A 20,515-nucleotide genomic window follows, 5' to 3' on the forward strand; every position below is an offset into this window, starting at 1 on the left:
AGTAATCGGTTTGTAAATTTTAATCATACTATGCAAACTTAAACGATATATAGGAGTTGAGTCAAGAAAGACTTATCGAGTCTTTCTTGACTTAACCTATGCATAGAGCAGAGGATAAAAATCTTTTCTTATCGTCTTTTTAAAAGATGGCACAAAACTTGCATTATAAGAGAGGGAAGACTTTATTTAGAGGAGAGATTGCAATGAGCAAAGAATATAAGAAATCAGAACAGCTATTAAAACGAAGAGAAGCTATTGTTCCAAAAGGCGTTAGTTATGGGAATAAGGCATTTGCTCAAAAAGCAGAGGGAGCTCTTGTTACAGACGTAGATGGCAATACATTTATTGATTTTGCAGGAGCGATTGGAACAATTAACGTTGGCCATAGTCATCCAAAAGTGACAGAAGCCTTGCACAAACAAATTGATGATTTTATTCATACAGGATTTAATGTGATGATGTATGAGTCATATATTGAATTAGCGGAAAAGTTAGCAAGCCTTGCACCAGGAAGTTTTGAAAAAAAAGTAATGTTTTTAAATAGTGGAGCAGAAGCTGTGGAAAATGCAGTGAAAATTGCTCGTAAATATACGAAGCGCCAAGGAGTAATTTCCTTTACACGCGGCTTTCATGGCAGAACGTTAATGACGATGACGATGACAGGGAAAGTAAAGCCTTATAAATACGGATTTGGTCCTTTTGCACCTGAAGTGTATAAAGCACCTTATCCATATGAATATCGTCGTCCTGAAGGAATGACAGAAGAGCAGTATACAGATTTTATTATTGATGAATTCAAAAAGTTTGTCTTGTATGAAGTAGCTCCAGAGACAGTAGCTGCAGTTGTAATGGAGCCTGTTCAAGGAGAAGGTGGTTTTATTGTCCCATCTAAAAAGTTTGTTAAAGAGATTGCTGAATTTTGTAAGGAGCATGGAATACTGTTCGTAGCAGATGAAATTCAAACAGGGTTTGCACGCACAGGAAAAACGTTTGCCATTGAGCATTTTGACGTTGAGCCAGACTTAATCACAGTTTCAAAATCTTTAGCAGCAGGTGTCCCGCTCAGCGGAGTAATAGGACGAAGTGAAGTAATGGATACAGCTGCCCCTGGAGAACTTGGAGGAACCTATTGCGGAAGCCCGCTTGGTTGTAAAGCTGCTCTTGCTGTTCTTGATATCATTGAAGAGGAACAGTTAAATGATAGAGCTGTTAAGCTTGGTGAAACTGTAACAAACCGTTTTAAAACATGGCAGGAAACATTTGAATGTATCGGAGACGTTCGTTCTCTTGGTGCTATGTGTGCAATGGAGCTTGTAAAAGATCCAAAAACAAAAGAGCCCGACGCTCTTCTCGCTAAAGAAATTGCTCAAAAAGCGAATGAAAGAGGTTTGCTTCTTTTGAGTGCTGGAGTATATGGGAATGTATTGCGTGTTCTTATGCCGCTTGTGATTACAGATGAACAGCTTGAACAAGGGTTAGTTCTAATGGAAGAGCTATTGAAAGAATGTACATCTAGCAAAGAGTTCTCATATTAAAACAAGTCTATAATCTTTTTTCCCCTTTATGCTATGATGAAGATAAAAGAATTGAGCAAAAGGGGAAAAAAGATGACATTTCATACCCATCATCATGGACAGATAGCAGAAGAGCTTTACGATATTTTTGAATCATCTTTTGATGAAATTTTTGTAACGGATGCAAATGGTACGGTCATTATGGTGAACTCAACTTGTGAACAGTACTATGGTCTCTCTAAATCAGACTTTGTTGGAAAGCATGTAAGGGAGCTAGAAGAGCAGGGGATTTTTTATCCTTCAGCAAGTCTTCAAGTTATTGAAAGTAAACAGGCCTTAGAAATTGTTCAAAAAACAGATAAAAGTCGTTATCTTCATGTAAGAGCACGACCTATTTTTTATAAAAACGGAAAACTTAAAAGCGTCATTAGCTATTCAAGAGACTTAACAGATTTAATGGAACTTTCTCATCAAGTTGATAAAATGGAGCAGCAAATTGAATTTTACAAGCGTGAGCTTGTTCAAACGCAGAGCGAAATATCAGGAATTATTGTTCATAGCGATAAAATGAAAAAAGTGTTTCAGTTTATAGAACGAGTATCAGTAGTTGATACAACAGTCCTTATTCTTGGTGAAACAGGAGTCGGAAAAAGCAGAATTGCTCGCCTTATGCATGATAGGAGTTCTCGTAAGACAAAACCTTATTATGAAGTGAATTGCGCAGCGCTGCCAGAGACGCTTATTGAAGCAGAGCTTTTTGGCTATGAAGGCGGTTCTTTTACAGGGGGGCTTAAGCAAGGAAAGAAAGGATTGATTGAGAAAGCGAACTTTGGCACGCTTTTTCTTGATGAAGTTGGAGAACTTTCTCTTTCAGCACAAAGCAAGTTGTTGTACGTATTACAAGAAAAGAAAGTGCGTCCAATTGGAGGAACGAGAGAAATAAAGCTTGATATAAGAATTGTTGCAGCAACAAATCAGCCTTTAGAAGAAATGGTGAAAAAGGGTACGTTTAGAAGAGACTTATATTACCGGCTGAATGTTATCCCACTGTACATACCGCCTTTGAGAGAGAGAAGAGAAGATATCATTCCACTTGTTCATCATTTTTTAACCGTTTTTAATGAGCGATATAATCGAAGTGTGGAATTTTCTCCGAAAGTGTTTGAAGCTTTTTTAAAAGGAGAATGGCCCGGAAATATAAGAGAAATTGAAAATATGGTTGAGCGTCTTGTTGTGACAAGTGAACGTATTGTTACCATAAAAGATGTCCCATTTCTTCAACAAGAAACGTATATTTCCCCACATTTGTCTCTCCAACAAAAATTAGAAGAGCTTGAATGTCGTCTTATTCAAGAGGCATACGAAGAATTTGGCTCATCTTACAAAGTAGCTGAAGAACTTGGAATCAGCCAGTCTTCAGCAATAAGAAAGATTCAGAAATATACAAGAGGAAAAGAGTAGTTTTTTCTAGGGAAAAGTCTGAGCATTGCAATAAGTCAGACAAAGGAAAATATGCTAGAGTAAAAGATAGAATGAAAAAATAAAGAAAGGTGTGGAAAAACCAATGACTCAAGAGCGCTTATATATTAATGGAGAATGGATTACACTTCAAGAGAATATTGAGGTCAACAATCCAGCTACAAATGAAGTAATTGCGACGGTTCCAAATGGAGGAGAAAAAGAAGCAGAGAGAGCGGTTGCTGGAGCTTATGAAGCATTTTCAACTTGGAAGAACAAAACAGCTGCAGAACGCTCATCACTTTTAATGAAATGGTATGAAGCCATTGCTGCTGAAGAAGAAGAAATAGGCAAACTTATGACGATTGAACAAGGAAAACCGCTTAATGAAGCAATTGGAGAAGTGAAATATGCTAATAGTTTTTTAGCGTGGTATGCAGAAGAAGGAAAACGAATTTACGGGGAAACAATCCCTGCTTCAGCACCAAATAAGCGTCTTTTTGTGCAAAAGCAGCCTGTTGGAGTTGTGGCGGTGATTACACCTTGGAATTTTCCAGCGGCTATGATTACTCGTAAGGTAGCGCCAGCGCTTGCTGCTGGGTGTACAGTTGTAATCAAACCAGCAGAACAAACACCTTTAACTGCTTTTAAGCTTGCCAAACTTGCTGAAAAAGCAGGAATCCCAAAAGGAGTTATTAATGTTGTAACAGGAAATGCTGCTGAAATAGGAGAAACGTGGATGAAAGATAGCCGCGTTCGTAAAATTTCATTCACAGGATCTACAGAAGTTGGCAAACTGCTTATGCGTGGCGCAGCAGATACAGTAAAAAAAGTATCGCTTGAGCTTGGTGGACATGCACCTTTTATTGTGACAGAGCATGCTAATATTGAAAAAGCTGTTGAAGGAGCAATTACTTCAAAATTTCGTAACGCAGGCCAAACATGTGTATGTACAAACCGTATTTACGTACATGAAGCAGTTGAAAAAGAGTTTACAGAAGCATTTGTTGCAGGAGTAGAAAAGCTGCGCGTTGGAAATGGATTAGAAGAAGGAATAGAGATTGGTCCATTAATTGATGAAAAAGCAGTCAAAAAAGTTGCTCACCAAATTCAAGATGCAAAGGATAAAGGAGCATCCCTTCTTTTAGGTGGAGAGCAAAGTGCTGAGCACGGAGAAAATTTCATGCAACCAACTGTCATTAGTAATGTTGATGATAGTATGCTTTGTATGAGAGAAGAAACGTTTGGACCTCTTGCTCCTATTTCAACGTTTAAAACAAATGAAGAGGTCATACAGCGCGCTAACAACTCACCGTACGGGCTTGCTGCGTACGTGTTTTCTGAGCATATTTCAGAAGCAATATCAATTGCCGAAAATCTGGAATACGGCATTGTTGGGCTGAATGATGGTCTTCCTTCAACAGCTCAAGCTCCGTTCGGTGGATTTAAAGAAAGTGGTTTAGGCCGTGAAGGTGGACATCATGGACTTGATGAATTTTTAGAAATCAAATATATTTCACTTGGCCTATAAGGTAAAAAAGAGCTTCAAGTGGCATTGACATATAGGGAAGATAAAGTGCAAAAATTCCCTGATTTTTTGTAATGAGTTTATCTAGAAGGAAAATGGCTGATTACTTATCTAAAACTCCTTGGATTTCACTGTGAAATTCAAGGGGTTTTTTATTAAATATACTTTGTTAGGTTAATAGACAGGGAACTTAGTTTTGCACTAAATTCTCTATATTTTTTATACTTCTATTTTCCTCCTTGAGTATTGTCTATATAATTCCTCTCCATATAAAGGGGTATTTTTTGTTTTTAGAGAATATAAAGAAGTGAAGAATATACTTTTTATCGACTGAATTTTTGAAAATGGGTATCAAGATTGTTTGATTATTGAATATTATTCTTATAAAAAAGTTTTTTGGTGTAAAGTGAACTAGCCATTTAGAATTTAGTTGCTTGTATGAGGCTACAGTATTCGAAAATGGTGTAAAAGTTCTAAACCTATGCTTTTTTTGTATAGTGAAATGTATCTGTAGATGCTTCATATTTTCAATGAAAATTGATTTTGTTCAAGTTTCTGAAAATGCTTGCTGAAGACTTCTCTCGAAAAGGCGTTTGATAGAAAGATAGAAAGGGAAAATGATAAAATAAAAAAGACAAAAAACAATTGTGAATTTTTCTAAAAAAGCAGGTGGCCTAATGGAGTTTGTCGATATTGTGGTTTTCATGAAAGAGTATGGGGTTATTGTTTTTATTTTTCTCCTGTCCCTTGGGATGATTGGGGTGATTATCCCAATATCAAATGAACTGATTGTCATGACGGTGGGCTATTTTGCAGCTTTTCTATCGCAAAATGACCTCTTACTTTGGTTTTTAACATGGATAGGGATGACGATTGGAACACTTGTTAACTATAGTATTGGCCGATGGATTGGTGCACCTCACTTGCTCAAATGGAAAACATTGCGTGAAAAACTGTCTCTAGAGCGAGGACAAAGCTTCATTGAACGTTATAAAAAAGGTGCTTTTCCTATAAGTGTTTTCATTCCTTTTATAAGGCATCTAATTCCGTATGTTGCAGGAACGGGCAAAAGTCCTTTTTTCCTTTTCTTTTCTCTTACAACTCTTGGAAACTTTGGGTGGACATCGCTTTTTTTTGCAGCTGGAACTTACTTTCATAAATATATTTCAGTTATGGAGAAAACAGTAACAAGTTATGGTCTTTTTTGTTTTATTCTAATTTTTGTATTATTAATGGTCATTCGAAAATGGACAATCAGAAATAAACAAAAAGCTAGAATGAAAGGATAATTATTATCCACATTCTAGCTTTTGTATTAAGCCATATAAAGGGGAAGGCGAATTGTAAATGTTGAGCCTTCATTTGGTTCGCTTTCAATTGAGATACTTCCGTTCTGTTGTTCAATAATCTTATAGCAAACCATGAGTCCAAGTCCATTTCCCGTCTTCTTTGTTGTGAAAAATGGGGAACCAAGCTTTTTGAGAAGGTGCTTTGGAATACCGCAGCCGTTATCTTTTACTTCAATTACGGCTGTATGTTCGTCTTCTTTAAATACTTTAACGTTAATCTTCCCATCTTGTTCGATGGCCTCGATAGCATTTTTTAAGATGTTGAGAAACACTTGTTTACATTTTGTATCATCGCAGTATACGTATAAGCTTTCTTCTGTTAATTCTTGTTCAATTTGAATGGAATGACGAAAAGCTTCGCTGTCTAACAGCATAATAACGTGTTCTAGTAAAGACTGAAGGCGATGAAATTTAAAATCTGTTTGTTTCGGTTTGGCTAAAACCATAAGCTCATTTGAAATTGTTTCGATTTTTGTTAATTCTGATTCCATAATCTTAAAAAAGTCATCGCGGTGATCATTATCCATTTTTAATAGTTGTAAGAAACCTTTTAGAGAAGTAAGGGGATTTCGAATTTCGTGGGCAATTCCTGCTGCAAGCTGACCTGTTACAGAAAGCTTTTCTGATTCCATCATATGCTGTTCTGTTTTTTTTCGATGGCTGATATCTCTTGCAACGGCAACAGCTTCAACATACTGTTTTGTCTCTGGGTGGGGGATGAAGGCAACAGTCGTTTCCATCCAAATATAGTGTCCGTCTTTATGCTGAATGCGAAAGCTAAAAGTTTCGATTGAATCGTTCATTTTTTCTAGCTGCATATGCAACTTTTTTAGGTCCACTGGATGGATGAAGTCTTGGTAGTTTTGATGAAGGAGTTCTTGTTCTGTATAGCCTAGTAAATATTCACAATTGGGGGATACTTGTAAGTAAGTGCCTTCTAAGGAAAAACGACATTTTACATCAATATTTTGGTCTAATACTAAATCATGTGGGGTATTTTCAGATTCGGCTTTTGTACGCTCTTGATCATCAGTGGTAAATGACATATAAATCACTCCTCTTCTTTATGTAGCTATTCGCCTCGTAAATTTCCCGGTGAGCAGACAAGAAGATTTTACTGCCTAAACAATAAGAAAAGATGGACAGATTATAAACAAAGAACTTCTTCTCTTTTTTCAATATATGACAGGAAAAAGCAATTTATAACATCGTATGTGCTAAAAAGGACAAAACAAAAGAATGGAAACATAAAGGCTGTATCCTTATTAGACAAATAAAATGTTTTTTACATAAAAACGGAAATAGCAAATGTGTTTTTATAGGGAGCAACGTAAGCGGATGGATAATATCATAAAAGATTGAGAGTAACGAGTATGTTTTATTTTACCTTATTCTTTATTATTCGAGATAATTGAGCAACTTCCTTTCTCTTTTTGAAAGAAGAGAAAAACAATACACTAGGAGTGACATTTTTGGATATAAATATTACAATTTTTATTTTTCTGTGTGCAGCTTTACTAATGCTTGGCGTTATTACAACAAAATTCTCCAATCGTTTAGGGGTTCCTTCGCTTGTTTTATATATTTTAATAGGGATGGGGCTTACGAGCTATATCTATTACGATAATGCTTCAATTACCCAACTTGTTGGTATCTTCGCCTTAATTATCATCCTCTTTAAAGGAGGAATTCAGGCAAAATGGAAACATATCAAACCTATTCTTGGTCCGTCAACATCTCTCGCAACCTTTGGCGTCTTAATTACAGCCGTTCTTGTTGGGACATGTGCGAAATACATTTTGGACTTAACGTGGGCAGAAGGAATGCTTTTTGGAGCCATTGTTGGTTCGACAGACGCAGCAGCGGTTTTTGCAGCGCTTGGCAATAAAAATATTAAAACTAAGCTTACTTCAACCCTTGAAGCAGAATCAGGGACAAACGACCCAATGGCCGTTTTTCTAACAGTGTCCTTGATCGAATTAATTAATGAACCATCAACATCATTATGGTCTCTGCCATTAGATTTCGTTCTTGAGATGGGGCTTGGTCTTCTTTTAGGTCTTTTATTTGGTTTTTTATCGATTAAAATTATTAATAACATCAATCTTGATTCATCAGGGCTTTATCCTGTTCTGGCCCTTTCTTTGGCTATTGTAACTTTCAGTGGTACAACTCTTTTACACGGAAGCGGGTTTTTAGCTGTTTATGTTATGGCACTTACGGTTGGAAATAATGATTTGACATACCGTCTGTCAATTGTACGTTTTACAGATGGTTTTGCTTGGATGATGCAAATCTTAATGTTTATTTTGCTCGGTTTGCTTGTTTTTCCTGAGCACCTCTTAGCTATTACGTGGCAAGGCCTTGTTTTGTCTTTTATTCTCATGATTATTGCCAGACCAATCGGTGTGTTTTTAAGTATGATCGGTACGAAATATACAGGCAAAGAAAAACTATTTATCTCATGGGCAGGATTAAAAGGGGCAGTTCCAATTGTTTTAGCTACATATCCATTAATTGCAGGAGTAGAAGGAAGCGAGCTTTTATTTAATGCCGTCTTTTTTGTTGTCTTCACCTCTGCCCTTATTCAAGGAGCAACCCTTTCACCACTTGCTAATAAGCTGAATCTTGCTGGCCCTGATCAAGAGCAATCTCCACATATTTTAGAGCTTGTATCAATGGGGAAAACAAGTTCAGAGATTATTGAAGTTGTGTTAAAAGAAGGTTCAAAAGTGATAGGAAAGGAACTAAAAGATATTTACTTACCTTCTGAAGTATTGATTACGGCTATTGTAAGAGGAGAGCAAGTTGTGACACCAAGAGGTGAAACAATTCTTGAAAATCATGACACCCTTTATGTGCTTATTCCAAAAGCAAAACGGCAGGAAGTTAAAAAAATGTTTCAATAAGAAAGAAAAAGAGCTTTAGTATACTGAAGCTCTTTTTTATTTTTGAAACTTTAACAGTGTTTCATTCGTAAATAGGAAGAGAAGGAATAAAAATGTAATAACTTCTCACACTTTTATCGCGAAAGAAAAGCTGGTATGGGAAAATAATGAATATTAAGTAGAATATGTAACGTAATGTGACGAAGAATCGAATTGAAGCACAACGATCAGATACTCACAACTGTTAAAAATAGGGAATATAAAGGCTGAATCACCTATTTGTCTCTCTCTAGAAAAAGTAAAGGTTCTTCATTTGTATAAGGGAAATAGAGATGAATGGTGACAATGAGGAGCTATGAGAAGTGGATCTCAATTTTGGAATAACTTTAAGGTGAGTAGGAGTAGCTGTACTTGTACAAAAATTCACAGAGTCTTGGTGGAGGGAATTGAAAAAGAAAAGCAATAATTATAAAGAAGATAAAGGAGCGTTGACATGAGTGTACCGTTGGAGAATAATGAAGAATATTTGTGGAAAGACCAGCCTTGTCCGTCCGCAGTAAAAGCATATTGGTTTTTCCGACGTTTAGCTGTTAAGGATTTGCTTGTTTATCACTGTGGTGCTGGGCATAATAGCTTGTTTTTTGCTGAAAAAGGTCTAGGCGTTTTAGGATATGATGAATCTAGTCAGAATGTAATAGAAGCTACAAAAAAGGCAAAAATAAGAAATGTGAAAAACCTTCAGTATCTTTCAAATTTGAAGGAGGAGGAACTTGCATTTCAAGGTATTTTTGTTGCTAACGATTTTCATGTTACAACATTTTCAGAGAACGAAAAATTTGTGGAAGAAATGGCCTCGATGCTGAGGGATGGAGGGTACCTTGCGTTAGCGTGCTTAGCGCAGTTAGGAGAAGAAGACGATGAGACATCACTTCTATCAGATCAGGATATTGCTGGGTTTCTTTCTTCACATTTTACAGAAGTTCATACAGATTTGTATACCGATATTGTGGGTGGAAAGAAAAAATGGTTTATATTAGCTAAAAAGAGAGAAAGTAAATAAAGGGAAAGGACCGAAATATATTTCGGTCCTTTCCCTTTATTTATGAAGCTGTCCGATAAACTCTTTCATAACGGCAGGAAGATCAGGCCATGCATGACCTGAGACAAGGTTGTTATCAACGTGTAAAGGTTTGTTAATATAAGTTGCACCAACACTTTCGACTTCAGGTTTGCATGCAATGTAAGCAGACATTTCTCTATTTTTTAAGAGCTCACGATTAATGACTGTAAAAACGAGACTTGCATGACAAATGGCTGCAATTGGTTTTCCTTCTTGAAAAAAATGTTCCACGATTGACGGAACGTATTCGTTCATCCGAATATGTTCAGGAGCACGTCCTCCGGGAATGATGAGTCCATCGTATTCTTCTGGTTTGATATCTGAAAAAGCTGCATGGGAGTCTAGTTTATAAGCCTGTTTCTCTGTGTATGTATCCCAATCTTCAAAATCATGTACAACAGTATTGATTTTCTTTACAGCTGGAGCCGCAATAGTTGCGTCAAATCCTTCTTCAAGACAGCGGTAGTACGGATAAAAAACTTCTAGAGCCTCAACGGCGTCCCCTGTTAAAATTAAGACTTTTTTAGACACTAAAAATCCTCTCCTTTTTAAAATAATACTGTACAAGTTAAGAATAGCAGAAATGGATAAAAATTGCACAGAAAGAGGATAAGCAAATTACTTATCCTCTCACATCCGCACAATTTTATAGAAGGTAAGGGGAGGGTGTACCTTAGTATAAAAAAAGTCTGCTTTTAGTAGCGTTTTCTTTTACATCCACAATCATCATCTTTAAAGTGCATGTAGCCTTTAAGAACGATTTTTTTGCGGTCATAATGATGGTGGCGGTCTTTTTTGTCTTCATCTTTATCTTTACAACCACAGTCATCATGTTTGTGATGTTTTTTGTAGTCGTCTTTGTCATCGTGTTTGTAGTCATATTTGTAGTCGTCTTTGTCATCATGCTTGCGACGGCGTTTGTAGTCGTCTTTGTCATCATGCTTGCGACGGCGTTTGTAGTCGTCTTTGTCATCCTCTTTATCATGGTCGTGACGGTCTTCGATTTCTTCACAAACACATTTTACTTTTTTGAATTCTTTCTCTTTACAGTCTTTTTCGTCATCTTTCCAATCTTTTTTCTTGTCATAATCATATTCGAATTCGTACATACCTATTCAGCTCCCTAATAATTTGATTAATAAATTTCGTTTAAAAAACAGTTTTCTTCTTCGTGCCTAAAAGGTGAGTATCTTTTGAAAATAAGAGGTGGATTCAAACTTGGATCGTTGTTTTCGTCCATATTTCGATCTTCCCTGCAACAGCTGTTATTTTGACGGTTGTTTCTTTTGCTACCAAAAAAGAAGGTTTTTGTTGCTTTGTTTCTTTCAGCTTTATTGTTGCAGTTTCGTTCGAACATAAGCGTCTTCACCTCCTTTGTATAGTAGTATCATATGAGAAATAGAACAAAACGAATGGACGAGTATACTAAATCAAAAGCCTGATTTTATAGAGGAATCTAAATAAAAGCCTAAAAACTGTTGAAAAAGATAAGAATCATAAAAACAAGTTAGAGACGTGTTATACTAAAGAAGTACAGAAGAGTTTCTTATTGAACAAGGAGGGACGAAACATGCCGTTTATTGAGGAGATGATCCTTATAATTGGGATTCTCTTTATTTTAGTTTCATCACTGCTTTGGTTTGCCCCGCTAGCTTCTATAAAATATGTAACTTCTGTTACGGAAAAAGAAGTGCATCAAAAATTTAGAACAAAATTGAGCTATGGAAGCCTTATTGTTGGCATGCTATTTATCGGATTTTCGATTTTCTTTTAAGAACGTTTAAAAAGCTGATGTAGGAGTATAAAAGGTTTATACGTCTACGTCAGCTTTTTTACTGTTTCATAATGAAAAATAGCCTTTTCTACATATACTAGCTACTAATATAGGAAGAAGGAGGGAGAAAGAGTGCAGCGGTTCTTAGCTAGGGTAGCTGCGTTTTGGCTTACTTTTCATATGCTAGCTTCTTTATACTACGGTATTTATTTACATGATAAGCATTCGCTTCTTTCATGGTGGAAACACTCTTTCTTCTTGACTATTCCTCTTTCTTTCAGTAGCTGCCTCCTCCTGCAAATTTGCTTGCTTATATTAGGAAAACAACAGGCGTTCCTAATTGGGCTTTTTCTTTCTTTTTTACTTTGTATCGTGTACAAAGTTCTTTTTTCATTTCAATTGAGCATGCTTTCGATTATTTTTATGAGCTGTATAGCTTTCTTGGTTAGTGGTAAATCTATAATAAGAAAAAAAACCTGAAGAAAAAGAGGCAACGAACTAGTGTGAAACATGGGAAGTTAGCAGAAATATTCGCCTGTTTTTTCATTTCTCTAACATGGACTATATGATAGCTACAAGTGGTGTTTAAAAACAGTTGTCATTACACAGGAAAGTTGCTAAAATGTAACCTGTTGCAGTCTGTAACTGTTAACGGGTAGGGTCGAGGGTTTTTAGGAAAAGAAGGTACGAAGAAAGTGCATCCATTTTTTGAAAGACGCTTTCATCTCGCAGAACATGGTACAACCGTAAAAACAGAAGTATTAGCAGGCATGATTTCGTTTTTTACAATTGTGTATATTATTGCTGTGAACGCTTTAATTTTGTCAGAAGCAGGGATTCCGCTTCAAGCAGGGATAGTGGCGACAGTCGTTACTTGTTTCGTCGGATGTCTTCTTGTCGCTTTTTTAGGCAATGCTCCTTTGCTTATTGTTCCTGGTATGGGTGTAAATGCTTTGTTTTCCTATACTATTGTTCAGGGAATGGGGTTGCCGTGGCAAGAAGCGCTAGGAGCTGTTTTTGTTGCTGGCATCTTGTTTACAATCGTCGCGTTCACGCCTCTTTCTCATACTCTTTCACGATCTATTCCAAAAGGCTTGAAAGAAGCTATCACAGTTGGAATAGGGCTTTTTCTAACTCTTATTGGATTGGAGAAAGGTGGAATTGTTGTTGGTGGCAATAATGCTATATTAGCGCTTGGGGACTTTCACAGTCCAGAAGTCTTAGCAACTGTTGTAACACTTCTTATTGCGCTCGTATTGTTCATTCGGAATGTTCCAGCTAACTTTTTGTTAACGATTATTGCAGGTTCTTTAATCGGTCACTTTTTTGGAGTGGAAAATGCTGCTCCGAAACAAGCGGACGTATCGCTTTCGAACTATTTGGACGTTTTTGCTCAGTTTTCATTTCAAGGTATCTTTTCAGTAGCCTTCTGGATTGCCGTTTTTTCATTAGCAATGGTTCTTGTTTTTGAAAATATTGGTCTTATTCATGGTCAAACAGAGATGATTGGAAAACCTGAGAAGTATAAGCGTTCTATTCGAGCAACAGCGATTTCTTCCATGCTTTCGGGGCTTTTTGGAACAAGTCCAACGGTGTCAACAGTAGAAGCTGCTTCAGGTATAACAGCAGGAGGCCGAACTGGTTTAACATCTTTAGTTAGTGGACTGCTGTTTTTAGTAGCTCTATTTTTTCTACCGGTCATTTCGCTCATTCCGAACACTGCTATTGCACCAATTTTAATTATTATTGGTGGACTTATGCTTGAGAATGTAAAGGGAATTAACTTTAAAGATTTCTCAGAAGCATTTCCTGCGTTTTTAGTGATCGTGATTATTCCGTTTACGTATAGCATTGTAGATGGAATGGCATTTGGCTTTGTTGCTTATCCGTTTATGAAGCTTGTTCTTGGCCGCTACAAAGAAGTGTCTGTTCCGCTATATATTATTGCAGGACTTTTTCTCATGAATTTCTTTTTACACGGCATATAAAAAAATGGTGCGGACACTCGTTCGTGCCATTTTGTTATGTCAACTAATTGTGGGACTTTGTGTGAATTTATGTGAAGAACACCATAAACCGTGATTTTGCAATAGAGCTTTGCTACAATAAGTTCACAGCTATCATAACCATATACACCCAAAAATAAAAAACTATGAATGAGTCGTAGACGTGAAAGGAGACGTTGTTATGGGATATTACGATGATTCTGAGTCACAAGAACAGTATCGTCCGCAAAAGAAACGTAATCCAGTTTTTACATTTCTAATTATGATCATTGTGGCCGTTGTATCAAGTGCAGCTACTGTATTTTTTATGACAAGCGATGAATTTGGGTTGCTTGAGGATAAAGCAAGCACAGCTTCCTCACAAACAACCACAACAAGTTCGCTGCCTATTAAAAATGCCGTTGCTGTGAAAAGTGATACAACAAAAGCGGTTGATAAAACATTGGAATCTGTTGTGGGTATTTATACATATCAAGGAAACCAACTTTTTGAAGGCACAACAGAAACAGGAGCAGGATCTGGCGTTATTTATAAAAAGTCCGGTGATTATGCTTATATTGTAACAAATCATCACGTTGTTGATGGAGCTTCTCAAATTGAAGTGCAAGTTTCAGAAGGAACGCGCTTGCAAGCAAAAGTGGTTGGCTCTGATGAGTTAACAGACTTAGCTGTTCTTCGTATTGATGGAAGCAAAGTGAATTCTGTAGCAGAGCTTGGTGATTCAAGTAAGCTAACGTTAGGGGAACCAGCTATTGCAATCGGAAATCCGCTTGGTTTCTTAGAAGGAAGTGTAACGGAAGGAATTATTAGTAGTACAAACCGTACGATTCCAGTTGATACAAATGGAGATGGTCAAGAAGATTGGCAATCTGAAGTTATTCAAACAGATGCATCGATCAACCCAGGAAACAGCGGTGGAGCTCTTATAAATATCGACGGTCAAGTGATTGGGATTAACTCAAGTAAAATTGCTCAAGACGAAGTAGAAGGAATTGGGTTTGCTATTCCAATGAATGTAGCAAAACCAATTATTGAAGATTTAGAGCAGGATGGGAAAGTGGACCGCCCAACATTAGGTGTGCGAATTGCTGATCTTTCTCAAGTCAATCCTGTTGGAAGAACAGAAACATTAAAACTGCCGGATAGTGTTCAAGAAGGCGTTGTTATCATTGAGGTAGAAGGTTCATCTCTAGCCGAAAAAGCTGGATTGAAGCAGTACGATGTAATCACGAAAGTAAATGGAGACAAAATTTCAAGCGATGCGGAACTTCGACGCAGTATTTACGAGTCAAATGGTAAGAAGATGAGCATTACGTACTATCGTAACGGAAAAGAGCAAACAACAACAGTATCATTTTAATAAAAAGAGCGGCGCTTATGCCGCTCTTTTTTTATTAAAGTAGCGAGAACAGAAGAGATAGAAAGATAAGAAAACAAACATTGTTAAACATAAAGACCAAAAAGCATTTTCATCTTCTACAATAAATAGCGAAGGAAGAAGTCCATGCACACTATGAGCATCTCCAAGAAATAAAGCGATGAAAAGGTTGTTCGCAGTATGAGCGCCTATAGCTAGTTCAGAGCGGTTAGCTTTTACTGTTATATAGCTTAGAATAAAGCCAACAAAAACGTACTGAAACCCAACAAGGAAGAAAGAAACGTTCATTTCAGGATTCATAAAGTGAAGAGAACCAAAAAATAGCCCAGAACATATTGCAAGCCAAAGTGGAGAGAAACAGACTTTTCCCCACCATTGTAGAAGAAATCCTCTAAAAAACAGCTCTTCTGATAAAACTTGCAGGGGAACGAGGGAAATAGAAAGTAAAGCAAAGAACAGAAACCTTGTCCACTCTATGTACTGTAAAATATAAAAATGAGGAAATAAAGAAAAGCTGATAAGCTGTGATAAAAATAATAAAAAAAATACAGCGAAAAAGCTTCTGGAGAAAAAGTGCCAACAAAATGCACGCTCAATTGTTATAAGAGTTAAGAAAGGTCGTTTATGAATTTTCGCTACTGAAATCCATAGTCCAACAATCCAACAGATATTAAAAAGGTGACTTAACCCGAACGATACGGCTGAAGAAGGCGATAAGATGAAGGATGTCACAACAGTATAAAGAAATGTACCTGCTATAACATATGAAAAAAGAATACTAAAAAAAGAGTAAACGTAATGTTTATGATCGTTTTTTCCTTGCACATTATAAATAAAAGAAGGCAAAAGCATACCGTTCTCTCCTTCCAATCCGGACTTTATACCATACTTATGGTCCTAAAAGAGAAACATGCTTATTGCCTTGTTATAAGAGTTATTTTTCTTCTTTAAATAAGACGGTAGGTTCTATTCCTTCACTTTTTTCCCCCGTTAGCGAACTTGTATACAAATCAATATCCACCCCGTAATGAGGTCTAGCTTTTACTTCTGTGAATATTTTCCCGATGTATTCTCCAACAACTCCAATTCCAATTAAATTCAATCCGCCTAAAAACCATAGTGAGACAATAATAGATGTCCAACCAGAATCAGCAGAACCAAGCAGCTTTTGGACGAAAGCATACAAAAAGGCAAACCCGCTTAAAAGGAACAAAAAGAATCCAATATATGTGATAAATCGAATAGGCTTTACGCTAAATGATGTGATCCCGTCAAAGGCGAATGAAAGCATTTTTTTTAGAGGATATTTGCTTTCACCTGCAAGTCTTTCTTTTCGGTCATAAAAAACTTCAGCAGTGTTGAGACCAATAAGAGGGATGATACCACGAAGAAACAAGTTTTTTTCTTTATAACGACGAAGTTCTGTTAACGCTCTTTTGCTCATAAGACGAAAATCAGCATGATTATAAATAAGTTCAATACCAAGTTTGTTCATACATCGATAAAAACCGAGAGCTGTGGATCGTTTGAAAAATGTATCTGTTGTTCGTCTTCTTCTTACTCCATAAACAATATCATAGCCTTCGTGAAACTTTACTAAAAACTCTTTAATTGCTTTAATATCATCTTGAAGATCAGCATCAATAGAAATGGCGCAGTCTGCTACTTCGGCTGTTTTTTCTAGTCCTGCTATAAGTGCTTTCTGATGGCCAACATTGCGAGCAAGTTTCAATCCTTTTATCCAAGGATGATGTACGCTTTCTTTAGCAATTATGCTCCACGTTTTGTCACGGCTTCCGTCATCAACAAAGAGGAGGTTACTCTTTGGATGAACGAGTTTCTCATGAACAAGCTCTTCTAATAAGTTATGAAGTTTTTTCATCGTATCTTCTAGTACTTCTTCTTCATTATAACAAGGTACAACGACAGTTAAGAGTGGGTTTTCACTCATTACTTTTTCTCCTCCTTCATTATTTTGCTTCGTACAAATAAATTTTCCAAGCCGATTCTTTATGATCAAATACTTTTACAAGCTCAAGATTGTTGTCGCTTGCATTTAAAATAGGAAGAGCAGAGAATAAATATTTTCCTCCCATTTCTTTAAAGGCACCTGTATTAAGCTCCAAGTTTTTAATTTTCTTTTTAGAATCTTTTCGAAACTCATACTTCTTCCCAAGTTCAGCTACAAAGATATAACATCTGCTGCCCCATTCATCAAAATACGTCCTAATTTTGTCATCCTTATCAAGCTCAGAAGCAATGATTTTGCGAAATTGATACTTATAAGAAAGTGGATAAACATTGCTGTATGAATCAATCGTATAAAAACCGTTATATTGTGCAATAGCTGGATGAATACCAATGCTTGCGACTCGGTAAGTGCTTTGAGGTAAATTAATATGCTCCTTTATATCTTGAAACTGCTTTTCGGCATAAAACTCCCGGAACGATGGAGGATGATAATAAGTACCGTACAAAAATTCTTCATTAAAAGGCGCAAGCACGATAATTTGTGCTGCTACCGCAAACAATGAAAGTGCCTTAAAAAACGAATTCATTCGATACAAAACATAGCAAGCAAGAGCAAAACTTACGTAAATCACAAGAGGACGTAGAAAATGAAAGCGTGCAAAGTTAAATGTATTAAGCAAGTCAATGTGTGACTTTAAGGGAATCCACATTTTATTGAACCAAAGAGCATACCAAAGAGATAAAACGTAACTTAAGAAGAAAAGAAAAAGAAAAGTTGCGTTCTGTTTAAGCCTATTACGGACAATTACAAGAAACGAAGCAAGAAACAAAATTGGCAATATAATAGCGGTATGCATTGTGTGCACATGTGTGTGACCGAAAATGAAATTTTTAAATGATAGTCGAAATGATTGAGCGAAAACGTGTCTTGAAGAGATGAATTCACTTCTGTGCGATAATTCATGTGGAATAAGAAGTGAATAGATAAGCCTATATTCAATAAGTAAATAAATGAGTGTCATAAAGACGATGCTTAAAAGAAACACCACATTCCATCGCTTTTTAAAAATTCCATCATAAAGCCACAGGAGAGATACAGCTACAAGCAGAAAGAAAAAGCCAAGTACAATGCTTGAATAGAAAGGAATAAGAGCAAGTGTAAGCCACTCTTTCCATGACGAATCTCTATTTCGAATGTTCAAAAAAGCCCAAAGTGCAAGTGGATGTCCAAGCGTACTTAACATACCAGAAGGCCAAAAAGGGGTAAGTGCAAAAGCTAATGAAACCCCAATTGTAATAAAGGAGGCTTTTTCCTCTGTAATAAAATGTTTTCTTAATAAAAGATACATTCCAATGAAGGCTACAACTCTTGTAATGGTTTGGCTGAGTGCATATGCCGTCATAGAGGGAAAAAGATAGTGAAGCCAAACAATCAAGCTCCATTCTGTGCCGAAAGAACCTCGATCAATTCCATTCATAACTTGAGGAATAACAGCATGAAGAGGTCCATTAAGCTGACCGCTTTCAGCAAGTACTTTGTACCACGCAATATTGGAGTCTAAATTATCATGAACGCGAATGTGTGCATCTTCTCCTAATATATAGAGAGGAGAGACATATAGGAGAAGAAGGGCTAGTCCAATAAAAAAGTAGACTCGTTCTTTTTGGTAATGTGAAGATGAAAACATAAAAAACACATCCATTAACAGTATTGCTCTTTTAAGGTGTAGAGGAGCGTAGTAAAAGTATTTCCTAGCTTAAATCGAACAATGCGCCATCCCATGCTTTTACAACATATTCCAAAGTGTGAAGTTTAGAAAATTGAAACTGACATAAGAGGTTTTTTAAGAAAAAAAGAGGAAAACTACGGTTCAAAGTGTTAAGATAATAAAGCAGTTATTTTTCAAAGATGATATAAAAAGAGAACTTTTTGAGATAGAAATGAGGTTAGTAAAGATGTCAATACAACAGGAGCAAGTGGAGTCCCGACGCACGTTTGCTATTATTTCTCACCCTGATGCTGGGAAAACAACGCTCACAGAGAAGCTGCTTTTGCTTGGAGGAATGATTCGCTCAGCAGGAACAGTAAAAGGTAAAAAATCAGGTAAATTTGCGACGTCCGACTGGATGGAAATTGAGAAGCAGCGTGGAATTTCGGTAACATCAAGCGTTATGCAGTTCTCATATCGTGATCATTTTATTAACATATTAGATACTCCAGGACATGAAGACTTTAGTGAAGATACGTATCGAACATTAACGGCCGTAGATAGTGCGGTGATGGTCATTGATGGTACAAAAGGAATTGAAGCTCAAACACTAAAACTTTTTAAAGTATGCCGTATGCGTGGAATCCCGATTCTAACGTTTATTAATAAGCTTGATCGTGAAGGAAAAGATCCGCTTGAGCTGTTAGAAGAAATCGAAGAAGTACTTGAAATTGAATCATATCCAGCAACATGGCCAATTGGAATGGGGAAAGCTTTTCAAGGAACTTATGATCGTTTTACAAAACAGGTTGAAGTATATCGTGGAAACGAAGAATCCGTGTTCATTCCTTTTGATGGAAAAACAATTACAAAAGAGTTAGAAGAACATGTAAGAAGTGAGTATCTTCCAGGGCTTATTGACGAGATTAGTTTACTTGAAGAAGCTGGAAATGAATTTGATCTTGAAAAAGTAAAACGCGGTGAGCTAACGCCTGTGTTTTTCGGTAGTGCTATTGCTAACTTTGGTGTTCAATCTTTCTTTAATTCATTTTTACCGCTAACGTTGCCGCCACAGCCTCGTCATGCTTCAAAAGGCGAAGTAAGTCCGCTAGATGACAGCTTTTCAGGGTTTATTTTTAAGATTCAAGCAAATATGAATCCAGCACACCGCGATCGTATTGCCTTTGTTCGTGTATGCAGTGGGGTTTTTGAGCGTGGAATGACAGTAACGCTCCCAAGAACAGGTCGTAGCATGAAGCTTGCTCAATCACATCAATTTTTAGCATCAAGCCGAGAAACGGTTGATAAAGCTTTTCCAGGTGACATTATTGGAATTTATGATTCAGGTAACTATCAAATCGGCGACACAATTATTGGTGGAAACGAAACGTTTGAATTTGATGAACTTCCAAAATTCCCACCTGAAATGTTCCGCAAAGTTCGTGTGAAAAATGCGATGAAACATAAACATTTCGAAAAAGGTTTAACACAGCTTGTTCAAGAAGGAGCTGTGCAGCTTTATAAAACACCTTTCTTCCAAGACTATATTCTAGGAGCTGTTGGAGAACTTCAGTTCCAGGTTTTCGAACATAGAATGAAAGGGGAATATGGGGTAGATCTTGAATTCCAGTATATGAATCATCATATTGCACGTTGGATTCCGAAAGATCAAATTCAAGACCGTATGCTTGATTCCCGTGTTCTTCATGTTCTTGACCGTGATGGACATTCTGTTTTGCTTTTTGAAAATGACTTTGTGTTCCGTCTTTTCCAAGATAAATATCCTGACGTTACGTTAACAACATCATTTGAAAAGAAAA

The 20,515-nt window shown here is 36.7% G+C and carries 17 protein-coding genes; 10 read left to right on the forward strand and 7 right to left on the reverse strand.

Going from position 1 to position 20,515, the window contains the following annotated elements; genetic code table 11:
* Positions 1-203: 203 nt before the first annotated feature.
* The 4 genes from gabT to MOC86_RS03915 all read left to right on the forward strand — a co-directional run bounded on the left by gabT (position 204) and on the right by MOC86_RS03915 (position 5,789).
* A complete protein-coding gene (gene gabT, locus MOC86_RS03900) occupies positions 204-1,535 on the forward strand; it encodes a 4-aminobutyrate--2-oxoglutarate transaminase (protein ID WP_268582812.1) in 1,332 nt (443 codons plus the stop codon).
* Positions 1,536-1,607: 72 nt separating this feature from the next.
* Entirely contained in the window at positions 1,608-2,975 is a 1,368-nt protein-coding gene (locus MOC86_RS03905; protein WP_268582813.1) for a sigma-54 interaction domain-containing protein, read from the forward strand.
* Between the two features lie 103 nt (positions 2,976-3,078).
* On the forward strand, positions 3,079-4,503 hold the full coding sequence (locus MOC86_RS03910; protein ID WP_268582814.1) for an NAD-dependent succinate-semialdehyde dehydrogenase: 1,425 nt from the start codon (positions 3,079-3,081) through the stop codon (positions 4,501-4,503).
* A gap of 674 nt (positions 4,504-5,177) precedes the next feature.
* Entirely contained in the window at positions 5,178-5,789 is a 612-nt protein-coding gene (locus MOC86_RS03915; protein ID WP_268582816.1) for a DedA family protein, read from the forward strand.
* Between the two features lie 26 nt (positions 5,790-5,815).
* Here the strand turns inward: MOC86_RS03915 and MOC86_RS03920 are convergent, their stop codons facing one another.
* A complete protein-coding gene (locus MOC86_RS03920; RefSeq protein ID WP_268582817.1) occupies positions 5,816-6,895 on the reverse strand; it encodes an ATP-binding protein in 1,080 nt (359 codons plus the stop codon).
* Between the two features lie 426 nt (positions 6,896-7,321).
* Here MOC86_RS03920 and MOC86_RS03925 point away from each other — a divergent pair, with 426 nt between their 5' ends.
* Positions 7,322-8,758, forward strand: a complete 1,437-nt coding sequence (locus MOC86_RS03925; RefSeq protein ID WP_268582819.1) for a potassium/proton antiporter — start codon at positions 7,322-7,324, stop codon at positions 8,756-8,758.
* A gap of 472 nt (positions 8,759-9,230) precedes the next feature.
* Complete coding sequence (locus MOC86_RS03930) at positions 9,231-9,797, forward strand: class I SAM-dependent methyltransferase (protein WP_268582821.1); 567 nt, start codon at positions 9,231-9,233, stop codon at positions 9,795-9,797.
* Between the two features lie 36 nt (positions 9,798-9,833).
* On the opposite strand, the gene MOC86_RS03935 is transcribed toward MOC86_RS03930, so the two are convergent.
* The 3 genes from MOC86_RS03935 to MOC86_RS03945 all read right to left on the reverse strand — a co-directional run bounded on the left by MOC86_RS03935 (position 9,834) and on the right by MOC86_RS03945 (position 11,214).
* Positions 9,834-10,388 (reverse strand): DJ-1/PfpI family protein, encoded by a 555-nt coding sequence (locus MOC86_RS03935; RefSeq protein ID WP_268582823.1) that lies wholly within the window; start codon positions 10,386-10,388, stop codon positions 9,834-9,836.
* A gap of 164 nt (positions 10,389-10,552) precedes the next feature.
* Complete coding sequence (locus tag MOC86_RS03940; RefSeq protein WP_268582824.1) at positions 10,553-10,966, reverse strand: hypothetical protein; 414 nt, start codon at positions 10,964-10,966, stop codon at positions 10,553-10,555.
* Positions 10,967-10,992: 26 nt separating this feature from the next.
* Complete coding sequence (locus MOC86_RS03945; RefSeq protein ID WP_268582825.1) at positions 10,993-11,214, reverse strand: hypothetical protein; 222 nt, start codon at positions 11,212-11,214, stop codon at positions 10,993-10,995.
* Positions 11,215-11,427: 213 nt separating this feature from the next.
* Between MOC86_RS03945 and MOC86_RS03950 the strand changes: the two genes are divergently transcribed.
* The 3 genes from MOC86_RS03950 to MOC86_RS03960 all read left to right on the forward strand — a co-directional run bounded on the left by MOC86_RS03950 (position 11,428) and on the right by MOC86_RS03960 (position 14,997).
* On the forward strand, positions 11,428-11,631 hold the full coding sequence (locus MOC86_RS03950; RefSeq protein ID WP_268582826.1) for a hypothetical protein: 204 nt from the start codon (positions 11,428-11,430) through the stop codon (positions 11,629-11,631).
* Positions 11,632-12,326: 695 nt separating this feature from the next.
* Complete coding sequence (locus MOC86_RS03955) at positions 12,327-13,619, forward strand: NCS2 family permease (RefSeq protein ID WP_019393336.1); 1,293 nt, start codon at positions 12,327-12,329, stop codon at positions 13,617-13,619.
* Positions 13,620-13,818: 199 nt separating this feature from the next.
* The gene (locus MOC86_RS03960) at positions 13,819-14,997 is read left to right on the forward strand and encodes a S1C family serine protease (protein WP_268582828.1); all 1,179 of its coding nucleotides are present in this window, start codon (positions 13,819-13,821) and stop codon (positions 14,995-14,997) included.
* Positions 14,998-15,012: 15 nt separating this feature from the next.
* Here MOC86_RS03960 and MOC86_RS03965 read toward each other — a convergent pair whose 3' ends face one another.
* From MOC86_RS03965 to MOC86_RS03975, 3 genes are all read right to left on the reverse strand, one after another.
* Entirely contained in the window at positions 15,013-15,867 is an 855-nt protein-coding gene (locus tag MOC86_RS03965; protein ID WP_268582829.1) for a CPBP family intramembrane glutamic endopeptidase, read from the reverse strand.
* A gap of 82 nt (positions 15,868-15,949) precedes the next feature.
* On the reverse strand, positions 15,950-16,966 hold the full coding sequence (locus tag MOC86_RS03970; protein WP_268582830.1) for a glycosyltransferase family 2 protein: 1,017 nt from the start codon (positions 16,964-16,966) through the stop codon (positions 15,950-15,952).
* A 19-nt stretch (positions 16,967-16,985) separates the two neighbouring features.
* Positions 16,986-18,689: a DUF6044 family protein gene (locus tag MOC86_RS03975; protein ID WP_419146598.1), complete on the reverse strand. Its 1,704-nt coding sequence runs from the start codon at positions 18,687-18,689 to the stop codon at positions 16,986-16,988.
* A gap of 253 nt (positions 18,690-18,942) precedes the next feature.
* On the opposite strand from MOC86_RS03975, the gene MOC86_RS03980 reads away from it, so the two are divergent.
* Positions 18,943-20,515 (forward strand): peptide chain release factor 3 (locus MOC86_RS03980; RefSeq protein ID WP_268582834.1); only part of this gene is annotated, 1,573 nt, incomplete at its 3' end.

This window comes from Priestia endophytica, assembly GCF_026790145.1.
GTDB lineage: Bacteria > Bacillota > Bacilli > Bacillales > Bacillaceae_H > Bacillus_I > Bacillus_I endophytica_A.